Source organism: Mesorhizobium sp. M0410 (assembly GCF_040321435.1).
Lineage (GTDB): Bacteria > Pseudomonadota > Alphaproteobacteria > Rhizobiales > Rhizobiaceae > Mesorhizobium.
The window spans coordinates 22,015-36,698 of sequence record NZ_JAMYRN010000027.1; the positions used below are offsets into that span (position 1 = coordinate 22,015).

11 protein-coding genes and 1 pseudogene are annotated in these 14,684 nt (G+C 60.4%); 5 read left to right on the top strand and 7 right to left on the bottom strand.

The features are described from left to right. Positions 1–51: 51 nt before the first annotated feature. The 5 genes and pseudogenes from NKI63_RS26780 to NKI63_RS26800 all read right to left on the bottom strand — a co-directional run bounded on the left by NKI63_RS26780 (position 52) and on the right by NKI63_RS26800 (position 6,368). Positions 52–2,370 carry a TOTE conflict system archaeo-eukaryotic primase domain-containing protein gene (locus tag NKI63_RS26780; protein WP_352468044.1) on the bottom strand — a complete coding sequence of 773 codons (2,319 nt, stop codon included), beginning with the start codon at positions 2,368–2,370 and terminating at the stop codon, positions 52–54. A 154-nt stretch (positions 2,371–2,524) separates the two neighbouring features. Next, the gene (locus NKI63_RS26785) at positions 2,525–3,592 is read right to left on the bottom strand and encodes a TniQ family protein (protein WP_023722827.1); all 1,068 of its coding nucleotides are present in this window, start codon (positions 3,590–3,592) and stop codon (positions 2,525–2,527) included. A gap of 5 nt (positions 3,593–3,597) precedes the next feature. Then, a pseudogene (locus NKI63_RS26790) lies at positions 3,598–4,475 on the bottom strand (TniB family NTP-binding protein). A 7-nt stretch (positions 4,476–4,482) separates the two neighbouring features. After that, positions 4,483–6,135: a TnsB C-terminal domain-containing protein gene (locus NKI63_RS26795; protein ID WP_023722830.1), complete on the bottom strand. Its 1,653-nt coding sequence runs from the start codon at positions 6,133–6,135 to the stop codon at positions 4,483–4,485. Between the two features lie 35 nt (positions 6,136–6,170). After that, a complete protein-coding gene (locus NKI63_RS26800) occupies positions 6,171–6,368 on the bottom strand; it encodes a hypothetical protein (RefSeq protein WP_031195293.1) in 198 nt (65 codons plus the stop codon). Between NKI63_RS26800 and NKI63_RS26805 the strand changes: the two genes are divergently transcribed. Beyond that, the gene (locus NKI63_RS26805; protein WP_280940438.1) at positions 6,276–7,307 is read left to right on the top strand and encodes an RHE_PE00001 family protein; all 1,032 of its coding nucleotides are present in this window, start codon (positions 6,276–6,278) and stop codon (positions 7,305–7,307) included. The two genes, NKI63_RS26800 and NKI63_RS26805, sit on opposite strands and share 93 nt — an antisense overlap. 349 nt (positions 7,308–7,656) lie before the next feature. Here NKI63_RS26805 and NKI63_RS26810 read toward each other — a convergent pair whose 3' ends face one another. Then, a complete protein-coding gene (locus NKI63_RS26810; protein WP_352468043.1) occupies positions 7,657–7,962 on the bottom strand; it encodes a hypothetical protein in 306 nt (101 codons plus the stop codon). 21 nt (positions 7,963–7,983) lie between these two features. Between NKI63_RS26810 and NKI63_RS26815 the strand changes: the two genes are divergently transcribed. Next, entirely contained in the window at positions 7,984–9,768 is a 1,785-nt protein-coding gene (locus NKI63_RS26815) for a RecQ family ATP-dependent DNA helicase (RefSeq protein WP_023722834.1), read from the top strand. Here the strand turns inward: NKI63_RS26815 and NKI63_RS26820 are convergent. Beyond that, on the bottom strand, positions 9,765–9,971 hold the full coding sequence (locus NKI63_RS26820; protein WP_023722835.1) for a hypothetical protein: 207 nt from the start codon (positions 9,969–9,971) through the stop codon (positions 9,765–9,767). The genes NKI63_RS26815 and NKI63_RS26820 overlap by 4 nt on opposite strands. Positions 9,972–10,232: 261 nt before the next feature. Here NKI63_RS26820 and NKI63_RS26825 point away from each other — a divergent pair, with 261 nt between their 5' ends. The 3 genes from NKI63_RS26825 (at position 10,233) to NKI63_RS26835 (ending at position 14,525) form a co-directional block, all read left to right on the top strand. Further along, complete coding sequence (locus tag NKI63_RS26825) at positions 10,233–10,676, top strand: hypothetical protein (protein WP_023722837.1); 444 nt, start codon at positions 10,233–10,235, stop codon at positions 10,674–10,676. A gap of 118 nt (positions 10,677–10,794) precedes the next feature. Then, entirely contained in the window at positions 10,795–11,124 is a 330-nt protein-coding gene (locus NKI63_RS26830) for a hypothetical protein (RefSeq protein ID WP_051409787.1), read from the top strand. Between the two features lie 404 nt (positions 11,125–11,528). Next, a complete protein-coding gene (locus NKI63_RS26835) occupies positions 11,529–14,525 on the top strand; it encodes an N-6 DNA methylase (protein ID WP_023722840.1) in 2,997 nt (998 codons plus the stop codon). Positions 14,526–14,684: the final 159 nt, after the last annotated feature.

A 14,684-nucleotide genomic window follows, 5' to 3' on the forward strand; every position in this document is an offset into this window, starting at 1 on the left:
GCCATATCGTCGCACGAACGCGGCAACATCGTCGATAGACCCTGACCGACGCTATTCCAGACGGTAGCCAAGGGTCCGATATCCGGTCCGCCGCTTCGCGGCCATACGCGCCAGAACCTGCACGGCCCCGTCGACATAATCATAGACGAGAACGTCGGACTTGCCCTGATGTTCGCGATGCAGGCGCCCGACATACTGGGCGAGCGTCCCCTTCCACGAGATCGGCATGGTCAGGAACAGCGTGTCGAGCCGATGGTCGTCAAAGCCTTCTCCGAGATAGCGGCCTGTCGCCAGAATGAGCCGTTCCTGATCGTCCGATACGCGAAGGGCAGCCTCGGCCGCATTGCGGTCCGCAGCCTTCATGCCGCCGCGCAGGACCACGAGATTGCGAGCAAACTTGGCAAATCGCGCCTGCAAGCGTTCGAGATGATCCCGCCGTTCGGTCAGCACGACCGGCGACCGCCCCGCTTCCAGCGCCTTCAGCACGTCGTCGAAGATCAGATCGTTGCGGGGCTCGTCCACAGCAAGCGCGGCATAGATTGCTGGCATCGAGGGGCGTTCCATGTTCGCAAGGGAAAGCGGAAGCTGGAATGTGGTCGATCGTTCCAGGACACGGTGGCTCAATGTGCTTTCGATTGCCTGGTGGCGCGCACTCGCGCGATACCGGACCGGTCCGCATTGCATGAAGATGATCGGATGGTGCCCGTCCTTGCGCGCGACAGTCGCCGACAGGCCGAGGACGTATTTCGCCTTGGCGCGCCGCGCCACCAGCTCGAAGCTTGCTGCGGACAGATGATGGCACTCGTCTACGACGAGATGGCCGTAGTCGGCCACCAGATCCGAAACTTCGCCGCGCCGGACAAGGCTCTGGATAAGCGCGATGTCGATAATGCCTGTCGGTTTGCGGCGCCCGCCGCCAATGACGCCGATATGCTGCGGGTCAATTGCGAGGAAGGCTTTCAGACGTTCGACCCACTGGGCGAGCAGTTCTCGGCGGTGCACGAGGATCAGCGTGTTGCGGGCGCGCTGCGCGATCAGTGCCGCGGTGACGACCGTCTTGCCGAATGCCGTGGCGGCAGCTAGCACGCCAAAGTCGTGCGCCGCCAGCGCTTCATTGGCTTCGACCTGCCTGCCCCTCAGCGCGCCGAGAAACCGTGTGCCTTCGGGAAGCGAAGCTCCCGATTCCCGGCGATCCTCCAGGTCGACGTCACCGCCGTGATTCCAGATCAGGCCGATCACCTCGTCCAGACAGCCGCGCGGCAGGCCGACATGACTCGGATGCACCTCCGCGCAGGAAATGATCCGGGGTTTGCCGAAGGTCGACAGGCGCATGGCCTGGGCGCGATAGAACTCCGGATTCTGGAAAGCAGCCAACCGAATGAGCCGCGCCACCATGGTGGCGGGCAGGCCGGTGCGTTCGACATAGGCCTGATCCGCGAGCACGATCTTGATTCGGTCTGGCAGCGGCTCGGTGACTACGATCGGAGCACGCCTGGAAGGCGTCATCCGCCAGGGCTCATCCGCTGCTTCGTCCTCGACCGGCAATCGCACGCCGAGCACGCGGCCCCGCATCTCCGCCTCGTCTACCAAGCGGCTCACCGCGTCGGCGGGCAGAAGCGGCAATGACGACAGGAACGCCCACTGGTCGGCATAGGGACGCAGATCTCGATCGACAAAGACGCTGTTGCCCTGTTCCCGCGCGCGCCGCTGCAGCGGAAGGGCGATGAGGTTCCCGAATCCGCCAATAGGCATGGTGTCCTGGCTTGGAAAGAAGCGGTCGTAAGAAGCAACGCCGATTTCCGGGCGTCGCTCCATGGTCTCGGTCACGAGGAGGGAGCCGAGCTGTCGCGCGGTGCGCGCCGGGATCGGTTCGGAGAAGAAAATCCAGAGATGCCCGCCATTGCCGGACCGCGACCGCTCGAGCGCGGAATCAATGCCCTTGGCATCGCAAGTTTCCATCATGGCGATTGCATCCGCGGACCAACTCTCGCCGTCGAAATCAGCCGCCAGGAACCAGCAGGTTTCGTCGAGCAGCAGCGGGTAGACCCCGGCAACGAAGTTCTCGGAGCCGCGTCGCGACCCGGTCGCGCCACGCAGATGGTTTTCAATTACGTCGTCGGAGACCGGAATGAAGGCCTGACGTGGACATTCGCCACATTTTACCCGCGGCTTGCCGCAGATTCCCTTCACCCACTCATTGGCGCAGGCCGGCGCATAGCCCGACCGCCCCGCCTTCCTGTTTTCCCAGCGGACCGGATGCACGTCCGATCGGCCAGCAAATAGGCGGCGGAACAGAGCAATTTTGTCTACCGCCGTTGACGCATTGGTGACCGGCGCGGCTTCGGCGAAAGGCGCGGACAGGTCCGCCAAGGGGAGCAGTGCCTGTGGCTGATCAAGCTCGACAAGTCTTGCTTCAAGGGCTCGTCGCTCCGCAGCCAGCGATTCCAGGCGGGCACGGATACGGTCAATCTCATCGTCTCTTTCAAAATCGCATTTCGACACAGCCTGAACCACTGTCTGTCAATCAAACGCCAGATATGTCAGCTCGGCCTCCAACAGGCCGATATGCTCTGGTACCATGACCACCTAACTGCCGTTCTCTAACACGTCGATAAGCGCCAATCAGGGCAGAAAGATCGACGCCCTGGATATCAATCGTCCTTTGGGGAGCTTCGTCCTCGATCATGACACGCTTGCGCATCCACTGGCAGAGCGGTTGCAAGGCTGCAGCAAGGCTACCGGCGGCGAGAATGCGCTGACGCCAGAAGATGATTTCGAAAGCCTCCGTCCCGGCCGTCAGATGATCGTGACATTCTTCTGCTATTTGGTCGAAACAGCGGATGCGCGCGGCTGAAGATAGGTTGATCAGCGTCCTGGCCGAGCCGGGATCAACGGCCGTCGGAAGGCTGAGGAGTCGCGCGATCAGCGAACTCTTTGCGAGAAAGCCCTTGGCGGCCTCCATGCGGAGCATGTCATGAAGGCAGCGCTCGAAACGCCGCGTTGCCGCTTTCACGCTGACTTTCGCGGCTGTTCTCAGGTCGAAATGGCAAGTGGCGCAATGATGCTGCGGAATAAGGCCCGATTGATTAAATGCTGCAGTGCCGCTGCCGCAAGACGGACACCGGTCACGCAGCCCGCAGCCGTGCATCGGGCAGGAGATACTGCTCGCCATCCGCCACCGCCGGCGGAAGTAAGGCGCCAAATCGGAGGTGAGGCACTGAGGGCAGAATTGCAGCCAGGTCGAGCGCCCTCGGTGGCCGGTCTGGCGCAGTGGTAGCAGGAGGCGCGTGCGCTCATCCTGCGCAAGGGTCATTGCAGCCAAAGTGTCTCGCGCAACTCCGGAATAGTGATGAAGCAGGCGCGCCGCGCCATCCGGCAGCGCAAGATCGAGCCGCGCCGACCACATGCCGCCGTCTATCCCGAAAACGTCGGCAAAATGGCGCGGTGCGATGCCATTGGCGAACGCCAGGCGATTGAGCCAGCTCGATAGCAGCTCATCCGCTTGCGGCACGACCACGACTGGCCAGCGGTCGGAATGAATCTCCCGGTAGTGCGACTGCACTTCGATCGCGAACTCGGCCGTGCCGGTCATAGCCGCTATAGCAGGGCTTCGCGCACCGGCGCCTGACGACGGGCCGAGAGTGGAATGTGGCCTAACCGATCGATCATCGCCATCGAGATGCACTCGGCGCCGGATCGGACGGCGACCGCCGCCGCCTTGGTGAGGATGGCGACGACCTCGCCGATCAGGCCCTCCGAGAGCGAAAAGATCTTGCGCGCCATCTCTTCCTCCGACAGGTCGGAGCTTTTGGCGAGCGGCAGGGCCGCCTCGAGACTGTCGAGGAGCGCCAGATATTCTTCGCCATAGCGCCACCGCGGGACCGCGCACAGCTCGAACCGGCTCGCCATTTCATCGGTCGCATTGATAAAGTCATAGACGGCGACCTCACCGATCAGCACCGGCGAGATGTCGTGAATCCGGCCAAGCCGACGCAGGAAGGCGAAGATCGCCTCGACGTCGCGGGTGCGGCCGCGTAACGCGTTGTGGAATTCGTCGAAGATCAGGATTCGGGGCGCGAGGCTGGCGAGCAAGTGATCGAGTTGCGCAGCCTTCCGACCACATTGCGGACGTTGCCGATCGGCGCTTTCAGCGCCTGAAGGACGCTGGCATAGAAATGGGCAAGCCCCGCGCCCTCGTGGGTTTGCACGATCCAGACCCGTTGCGTCGGAGACATCCTCAAATGCTCGATTGCGAATCGCTCGGCGACCATCGTCTTGCCGTTGGCGTAAGGACCAATCAGCATCAGGCCGCCGGTGCGCAGTGCAGCCGGACGGGAAAGCAAGTCGGCCAACCGCTCATGAGCGTCCAGCGCCGCGTGATGGCCGATCCAGCGCGGCGAGCGGATGAAGGCGATCCGCTCCTCGATGTTTCCATCGAGATAGGGCCGTACATGGTCGAGAAGATGATCGGCCATTCACGCGCTACCATTCTTCGATCGGCAGCCGCCGCTTTTGACGCACCGGGTGCTCCACCGGGGCCGGCGGCACCGGCGCCATTGCCTCATAAGGCTTGGAAGCTCCCGCCGCATGGCCAGCGCGAACGGCGTTGCGCAATTCCGTCTTCTTGTGCTTGGCGGTTCCGGCAACGGACGCAATCTCACGGCGGAGCTGGACCTTCTCGACATTCGACCGGGCATTCGCCATCCGGCGGTTGGCGCGGTCGCTTTCGTGCTCCCACAGGGTGACCGGCGTCAAAATCCCGTCACGGCGCCGGACCGAGCGAAAGGCGACACCTGCGGGGTCGCGGACATAGACATGACTGATGTCGCGCGGATCGTAACGAATCTCCAGCTTGCCCAACCGGTCGCGTTCGGGAACGAACGAACCGAGCCATGGCGCGTAATAGAACAGGGCAAACATGCTGATGCCTTGCGGCGTCAGGCGCCGTTCGGCACCCGGCAGAAACGTCAGCAGGACGTCATGCGCGTCGTAATTGAAGCGCGGATTATCCACCGCGTGTGCCTGCCACTCGGTAAGCGGCACTTTTAGCGTCTTGGCGTTCTCCTGGAGATTGTGATCGACGACAGCAAGCGCGACGCAACGCTCGAGATCGGCAAAGCTCAGGCAAGCACGTTTCTCGGACGGATATTCGTCACGGTCGGCCACCGATCGTCCGGTCGATCCCGGGTGCGTAGCAAGCACGGCATTGAGCTTGCCCAGCAGACGCTCGACCACACCACCCTGATGGACGCGGCCGCGGTCACGATATCGGATGCCGATGCCGTATTCCTCGCAGCCGCGCTGAAACGCCCGCCCCTTGAACTCCTTGGCCGAGTCCGTGACGAGTCGGCGTGGTCGGCCGAGCATTGGCCAGTCATGGTCAAGGCCGCGTGCGGCCATCCACTGCTCCTTCGGGCACATTGCGTGCGCAAGACAGAGTGCGACGGAGAGGGAAGACGGCTTTTCCAGGGACAGGCAGAAACCCAGAATGCAGCGCGAGAACACGTCGGTGAGGATGGTCAGGTAGGCGCGGCCGACGAAAATGCCGGCACCGTCGACCACCTCGACGAAGTTGATGTCGGTCGGCGTGTGATCGATCTGACAGACGTCGAGCGGGCGCGGGGCATGGATATAGCCCGGCCGCGGCTTGAGGCGACGAAGGTGCTTCGGGTTGGCTGACCGCCCCTTGGCAATCTCTTCCGGCGTGAACAAAGCCGGGATGCGGCGCGCGGCGGCAATGTAGGACGGCGGTCGAAGGCCGGCCTCCTCGCAACGCGCGCGGATTTCGGCGACGACAGGGGCAAGCGGCGGCGCTTCCAGAACAAGCCACTGCTCGCGCAATGTCGCAGCAATGATTTCCTCGATCTTCGACGGCAACCGCTTCCGGCGTGTGTTGCCCGTTTTCGGCAAGAGCACCGTTACTGTTCGGTCGTCACGATAGCGCGCCAGGAGATTGTAGATCTGACGGGTCGACAACTGCAGCTCAGCCGCTACGCGAGCAATCGCCGATCGGCGCGGCGCGGAACCATCGAGGACCTTGTCGAGTTCGCTCGCTATCCGCCGCGCCTGCGACCAGTGGTCGTCGGTCGCAGTTCGGGACGCGGCCGAAGGCCCCTTTTGCACCAGCTTCTGCAAGGCGGCACCCCATGATTGAAATTCTTAGCGAGAAATCAGTCGCGCAATACCACCCAAAGCCAACGCGGATATGACATTCGCAGGATTGAAATCCGCAAGTAAAAGCCACAACCGCGGCACTGACCCGCCTCGACGAGCGGCTGGCCCGCTCGCCCGTCCGCGACGGCTTTGTCGAACGCCAGAACTTTGCAGATGCCGCCGCCGCGCTGTGGATCGAGGGCGAGCTCGTGCACCTTGAGGATCTCGTCCTGCACGACGCCCATATGGACATCCGCACCCCGACCCATGAGCTCACCCGGGCACATGCGGTGCTGCGCGCCCGCCGCCACATTTTTGCGAACAAGCCGAACTGGGCGCTCGGCCGCGACGGGCTTTTGGCGCTGACTGGCCGCGGCGGCGCAGCTGCGGAGCCGGCGCAAAAAGGCCGCGACGGCGAGGGTGCCTGGCCTTCTGAAGAGGGCGTCGATGAGGGGGGGTCGTCGGCCGAGCAGGACGCGTTGGCGCACGAGTTCGCCGAAATCGACGCCTTGCTCGCCCGATCGACAAAGGTGCTCGCCGGCATCGAGGCCGGTCCAAAAAGGCCGATCGCGAACGACCGGCCGGCGCTGGTCTACGACCTCGACTGGGATGAGGATGCACGGCTGGTTGAATGGCAGGCAGTGCTGCAGGCAACAATCGACCTGCCCGCCGTGCTGCGCGTCGCGTTGCTTATCGACGCCTGGACCGAGATCGAGGTCTTGCAGCACGCGCCATGGCTCGGGCCGCTTTTGGCCGCGGCCCTGCTGCGTCAGACCGGCACGACCGCCAACCATCTCGCCAGTCTCTCTGTCGGCTTGCGCGCTATCCAAAGGGACCGGCGGCGCGCCCGTGAGAAAAGTGTGCGGCTGCTCGCTGTCCTCGAGACCATCCACGCGGCGGCATCGGCCGGGCTGAAAGAACATGACCGGCTGGTGCTGGCGCGGTGCCAGCTGGAGCGGCGCTTGCGGTCGCGGCGGACGAACTCGCAACTGCCGCGGCTGATAGACTTGGTCCTGGCGCGGCCGCTGGTGTCGACGGCCATGGTCCAGAAGGAACTGGAGGTCAGCCGGCAGGGTGCGCAGGATCTTGTAGGTGCGCTCAATCTGCGCGAAATCACCGGCCGAAAGCGGTTCCAGGCCTGGGCCGTTGTCTGATGACCGGGAATGCAGCGCGTTCTCGGCGTCCGTGCGTCGCCGCCGGCCCGTCGGGCCCTCGATCACCTCCAGCCGACCGGCATAGCCGTCGCTTGAGGCGTCCAATTGGACGCCCATTTTGCCGTCTCTATCCATGCAGTCACCTCCGTCCAAATCAGAGGATTCTTCGCATGGTCAGGCCAGGCTGAGCAGGGCCGGAATCGAGGGGGTCGGATGAGCGCTTACAGGCGTTCACACACGAGAAAGAATGGTTCGCTGCCATCGTGCGGGCGGCGACGGCTGCGGAAAGCTGCCTGGAAGCCAATCTTTGAATCTGGCGACATGTAACGCCTGGCACCGGATACTCAGATCAGGCCGCAGGCGGAGTAGCATTCGCCGTCGGCGAAAACCGTTGTCGAGAATTTCGGAGCGGGATTTCTGCGCCGATCTGCAGGGCTTCCTTGATCAGGCCACCCGGACTTTGAAGAACGACGGATATCCGCTCCTTTTTCTCTACCAGCTCGTGGAACCGATCGGTGGCGCCATCGGTGATCTCGCCCTTGATGCTGATAATTTCGAGGTCGCCCGGGAGATCGAGAAGTTCGACTTCGGCGGCTATCGCTGAACTTGAAAAGATTGCCAGCCCCATCATCGCGCAGACGGCTGCCCAACGCATCATAAAATTCAAGAACCCCCGTTGCCCAGCCTATTCTCTACCAAAGCGGTGGCGCTGATCAATGGTCAGTCTTTGGTAAACCCACGTCTGCTACAGGTCTGTACCTTCACGGGGGATGGGCATGACCGGATGATGGACCAATCGTCTAACGCAGGCACATGGCAGGTCACTCGCCTCCTGGTTCTCAAACGCGACAACTACCGCTGCGTGGCCTGCTCGACACCCGTGAAATCCGCCGAGGCTGATGTTCACCATCTCCTGCCGCGGTCAATGGGCGGAAGTGACGAACTCTCGAACCTCATCACCCTCTGCGATGGGTGCCACGCATCTCATCATCCAAATCTTGCAGGCGGACTAGCACGCAGGGTTATCGAAAGATGGGCGGTCAGGCTGGCCAGATGGCTGGATACTGACGGTCAGTATTCGGAAGCGGTCGCGAATTTCGGCCCGGCTCTCCGTCTCTTCGGGTTGGATCGGTTCCGCCAAGGGCAACTGCCGATCGTTCTGGCTGCCCTGTCAGGCAAATCCGTTCTCGTCGTCAGCCCAACCGGATCCGGCAAGACGCTGTGCTTCCAACTTCCTGCGGTTCTCCGTTGCGGTCTCACCATGGTTGTCAGTCCGCTGAAGACCCTGATGGCGGAGCAGGTATCGGACCTACTCGCCAAAAAGATTCCGGCCACCTTCATCAATAGCGATCTGAATGCAGAAGAGAAGCAAACGCGGTTTTCGTTGCTCGGCCAATCCGCGATCAAATTGCTGTATCTCGCACCCGAGCGGTTTTTCGTCCGCAGCGAGGAAGAGCGACAGCGCCTCAAGCAAACGAAGCCAACATTCCTGGTCGTCGACGAAGCCCATTGCGTCGACCAATGGGGTCGCGATTTCCGAACTGAATACGGCCGCCTACGTGAGGTCAGGGAGAAATTGGGATCGCCACCCGTGCTCGCATTTACTGCGACGGCAGGGAGGGAGATGCAGGAACGCATCCTGGCTTCGCTTGGTGTTGACGATGCCGTAGTTTTCGTCCGGGACGTAGACCGCCCCAACATCGCGCTCGCCCGTTGGAGGTGTGCGACCGAACACAGGGCAACGGAAATCGCTACTCTGCTCAGATTGCCTCAGCTCCGCGGCCAGAAGGCGATGATCTTCGTGCCGTCGGTAGCAGTCGGCGAGCACTTGCAGCAGGCACTATGCGATGGCGGGCTTGATGTCCCGTTGTACCATTCGAAGCTGGGAACCTCTTGGGATCGTCAGGAACTCGTGAAAAGATTCCTCGGGCAGAGCAGACCGTCAGTCGACCAGATCATTTGCACGAACGCGTTTGGGATGGGTCTCGATGTCCCGAACGTCCGCCTGGTGATCCACTGGCAGCAGTCGGCCTCTGTCGAGGATCAACTGCAAGAATTCGGCCGCGCGGGCCGGGACGGAAGGCCCTCTGTGGCTGTCATGTTCCACAATGGCTCAAGTGTAAACCGCGACGTCTCGCGTCTTCGATTCATGGCCGAGAAAACAGTCGCATCGACTGATGTCTTGATTGTCGATCGCGAACACAGGCTTGAACAACGCTTCCGCCAGATCGACCAGGTGAACGAGATGATGAGGTCGCAGAGCTGTATGAGAGAGGCGATCTCGACCTACTTCCAAGGCCCGAAATCCAGGGAACGTCCGAGTCTGTCAGTCAGAATTCTCGACTGGGTATTCGGGAGCCGCTCGCCCACAATGGGATTTCGAGCTTGCTGTGATCATTGCGACCGGGCCGAAATCAAGAGGCGTGGCATGAGCGGATACGTTGCCGGGGTTCTCAGCTAGCGATCTATGCGCCCTAGCCGATCTCGATCGTCTACAGATTTGTCAGCCGCCCGGATGATGCCTTTGGCAACCGGACGCTGCCCGATCCAGCTCACGGGTATCTTTGCCAAGGCCACCTTCTCGGGGCCCTTGAAGATGACCTCACCCTTGAGGCTGTCGAAATCGATGTCGAAAAGCAGCAGGTGATCAGTACTCGTGTCCATATGCCGAAAGACCGGTCCGCGTCCGTACCGGTTGCCTTCACCTGAACGGATCGCCCGTCAGCCGCATGGCAAACGATGACATGCCGCCTTGGATGACCGGGAAAGCGGCTGTCCGATTGGCAAGCTGACGGCCGACACGTACCAAATCGTGGTGAAAAAGGGGCTTCTCGAGTGAAGCAACGGGAAAGCTGTACGGCTTCATAATTCTGTTGCCGGGGCTCAGATAGATGTGATTGTGTCGACGAAGGGTCGGGCTTGGGGATGGCGAATGCTTCGGACAGTAGCGATGTATCTGGTTTTGATGCCGGTTCCGCTTTCGCACAATCCGCAGAGACTGCCGCCTTTCTCTTTAGCGGGATCTCCGACACCGGGAGTGAACCCGTCACTGAAATGTTTAGGGCACGCAACCTCGAGCGATTGTCGGAAGAACCACCAACCCTCCAGACGCAGATCGACATGATCAATCGGCAAACCCAAGAGACTGTCTATCCGCCTCTCAGCTCGAGCACGGTCTATTGGCCACAGAAGGACGGCGTACCTTACGAGTATCGGCAGGATCCCGGCTTCGGATGCGGTGCTCGGGAGGGTGGATACATCAAGTGCAACAGCGACAGTATGCACGGTTCGATCCTGCGGGAACCGTCCCGGATTATTGCTGCTGTAAGCTACTTCAACGCCAATTTCTGCAAAACCAAGGCATTCTAGAGGTAGAAGGGCCGATTGTCGGCCTGGAAGATCAGGCATGTACCCGCTGAGCGCCATGAATGGTGCTTGAATTCCCTTCCTCTTTGTCCGAGTGTCGCCGCGGTCGTGGAGGGGCATGATGACAATCAGAACAGTGTTAATAGCGTCGTTTCTCATCGTGTCGACGTTGTACGCGCACGCGCAGGAGATCCCAAGGTATGACCCGGCGGGGTACGGCAAGGACGTTTCCGATGTGAGCGGCGGATCAGCGATGATCTACAACGGATGCATGAAAATGGAACAAGAGGCTTACGACGATCTCAGGCCTGTGTGGTCTGGCGTTCCATCACAGACTCGCAGCTATTGTGACGAAGTCGCCAATGTCAGTGGAAGTTCCTACTCAATCCTGAAGGGCTGCGTCGAAATGGAAGCGAACGCGTCGGCATCAAGACCAGAGTTCAAATTCTAATGGCGCGTCGTTTCCTCGCGTCCGCCTGGCTCTTACTGCTGCCAACCATGGCGACAGCCGCCGAACCCACCGTCGTCAGTTGCCAGTTCGAGAAGATGCCTCCCATGATCCTGACATTCCGCGGTGGCATGGGTGCCGACGACAACTCGCTTCAAGTTGGCCAGACTAAGCCCGTTCCTATGAGTGTAGGATCGAATTTGATGACAGCAGCCTACGGCGCTCAAGAATTCACATTTTCCCTAAGGCTCCCTGCGAACGTAAGCGTCAGCGCTCCCGGTCAGGACACCCAGACGTTCTATGGCGAGTGCATAAGCTCGCTGCAGCAGTGAACGAAAAAGCCTTCCGGTTGCACAAGAGGTGCGAACGGTGAATGGTGTGATCGGTTTGACGGGGCGGATACTGTATTGCTCGAATTATTTTCGCGGATAGCGCGGCGGAACGACAAGCGGACGGAATCGGAAATCCAGGCGGACGTGCGACAGTTTATTCTGTCTGCACCGTTCGAACTAGAGGATGACGATGTCCGCATCGTAAATCTTGAAGCCCAGGTGGGTGACGGCAAGCGGATTGACGTCGAGGTCGGCTCCACCGTCATCGAGGTGAAGCGAGATCTTCGTCGTGAGAAAGCGAAGCGCGAAGCGGAAGAACAGCTGGCGGACTATGTTGCCCGCCGCATGACACAGACGGGGCTTCGATATGTCGGCGTGCTGACCGACGGCACCGAGTGGATTTGCTACAACCTCGTTGATGACCGCCTCCATCTGGTATCCGCGATAACGCTCGTCGCTGGCGAGGTCGAGAGGCTCGTCGTCTGGCTTGAGGGTGTCTTGGCGACTGCCCACGGCATCGCGCCGACCGCACAGAACATTGAAATGCGCCTTGGTGCCGGCAGCAGTTCCTATGCGCTCGATCGGGCAACGCTGTCCTCACTCTACGAACGGAACAAGACAAACCCGAGCGTAATCATGAAGCGGACGCTTTGGGCCCGCCTTTTGACATCGGCACTCGGGACCCAGTTCGAAGATACCGATGACCTCTTTATTGAGCACACGCTGCTGGTAAATTCGGCGGAGATCATCGCGCACGCCGTTCTCGGGCTTCATCTCGAATCCATTTCGCCTGCTGCCCTCCTTGCTGGCGATAAATTCGATGAGAGCGGCATCTACGGCGTTGTCGAACCAGATTTCTTCGATTGGGTTGTAGAGGTTGAGGAAGGCGACACATTCGTCAGGACGCTTGCCAAGAGACTGGCGCGGTTCGACTGGAGCGCTGTTGAGCAGGACGTTCTCAAGGTGCTCTACGAAAGCGTCATTGGCGCTGAAACCCGAAAGCGGCTGGGGGAATACTACACCCCCGACTGGCTGGCTCATGTGATCGTTGCCGAGACGGTCACTGATCCATTGGAATCACGAGTGCTAGATGCCGCCTGCGGATCGGGAACATTCCTGTTTCACGCGATCCGAAAATATGTCGCGGCCGCGGAATCTGCTGGCATCGGCATTCGGGAAATGATCGATGGGATTACCAAGCACGTGGTTGGCATGGATTTGCATCCTGTCGCCGTCACGCTTGCCCGCGTCACCTATCTTCTGGCGATCGGGCGCGAAAGGCTCACCGACGAGGATCGCGGCGTAATCCAGATTCCTGTCTACCTTGGTGACTCCCTGCAGTTTCAGGAACAGGGTGTCGATCTTTGGTCGGCAGGAAATCTTGTCATCCGTGCAGACGACGAGCGCGAGTTGTTCGATTCCGAACTCCGCTTTCCCGATGCTCTGCTCGAAGACGCGGCCAGGTTTGACCTTCTTGTGAACGAAATGGCCAACAAGGCGGCAGGCAGGAAAGCGGGTGATCCCATCCCTTCGCTGAACCCTGTGTTCAACCGGTTGGCTATTCCGGAGCAGCACCGCGCGGTTATCAATGGTACCTTCAAAACGATGTGCCGCCTTCACGACGAAGGACGAGACCATATCTGGGGCTACTATGTGCGGAACCTGGCGAGGCCGCTCTGGATGTCGCGTCCAGGCAACCGCGTGGACGTGCTGATCGGGAATCCGCCATGGCTTGCTTACCGACATATGCCAGCAAACATGCAGGCGACTTTTCGTAAGATGAGCGAGGCCCGTGGTCTTTGGGCTGGCGCAGAAATCGCGACCCATCAGGATTTGGCGGGTCTCTTTGTCGTAAGGGCTAGCGAACTCTATCTTCGCAAAGACGGCAAATTCGGTCTCGTGCTGCCAAATGCGGCAATCGACCGGGATCATTATGATGGTTTCCGGCGCGGGCATTATGGCGACGGAGCTGGAGGACTTGCGCTTTCATTCGGCCCTTCATGGGATCTCCGGCGCATACGACCCCACTTTTTCCCGAGGGCGGCGAGTGTGGTATTCGGAACGAGGTCGGAAGTCAGCCGACCGATGCCTGAAGAAGCGGAAATCTGGTCTGGCCGCTTGCGGACACCCAACAGCCACTGGGAAGAAGCCCGCCTTTCTCTCGTGCGGGCTGACGGCAAAGTCCGCCGGGTCGGGCAGATTACGAAATCGCCATATGCTCCGGCGTTTACGCAAGGGGCGACCTTCACGCCGCGAGTTGCTTTTGTTGTCGAGAAACAAGAGGTGTCACCACTTGGACGGGTTCAGGGCACCGTTGCGGTGAAATCGTCGCGAAGCGTTCAAGAAAAGAAGCCGTGGAAGGACTCGCCCGCGATAGAGGGCGTGATTGAGTCGGAATTCGTGCGGCCGTATTTTACGGGCGACAACGTGTTTCCTTACCGGGTTGGCAATCCGCTTCTTTCGGTGATCCCATGCAGTGCGCGAGAACTTCTCGACCAAAGCCAGATCGAAATGCACCCCGGCCTGCATCAATGGTGGTCTCGAGCCGTCGAGTTGTGGGACAGCAATCGCTCAAGCGATCGGATGACACTTGCCGATCGGCTCGACTATCAAACGACCCTTTCCAAGCAGCTTCCGATCCCCCCGCTTCGGGTGGTCTACAACCGTGCTGGTATGCATGTCGCCGCAGCTAAAATCGATAACCGCAGAGCCATTGTCGCCAACGGGCTCTATTGGGCTGCGGTTCATTCCGTCCAGGAAGCAGATTACCTTTGCGCGGTGTTGAACGCGCCTGTAACCACGGAGCTTGCCAGGCCGTTCATGTCGTATGGCAAGGACGAGCGCGATATCCACAAGCACGTCTGGGAAGTGCCTATCCCGCTATACGATGCCAATAATGAAATTCATCGGACGCTATCGAGGTTGGGCAGTGCGGCCGAAAGCATTGTGGCAGGCTTTGCAATCGACCGTGATCTCCATTTCGCGGCCACGCGACGACATATCCGGGAACTCCTGGATTCCACAGACGAAGGCCGCGAGATCAACGAGATCGTGTTCGAGCTGCTGTCGTAATCAAGGGTAATCCGCATGACCAATGCAGTGGAAGATGCTCTCGCTGATTTGCGGGGCGAAGTCGAAGGTGGTGGCGAGCTGGCGGCTGCTACCAAATCGCGGCGGAACACGGACTCAATCCAATTCTTTTGGAACGAAAATTCACGGAACGCTTCGGAT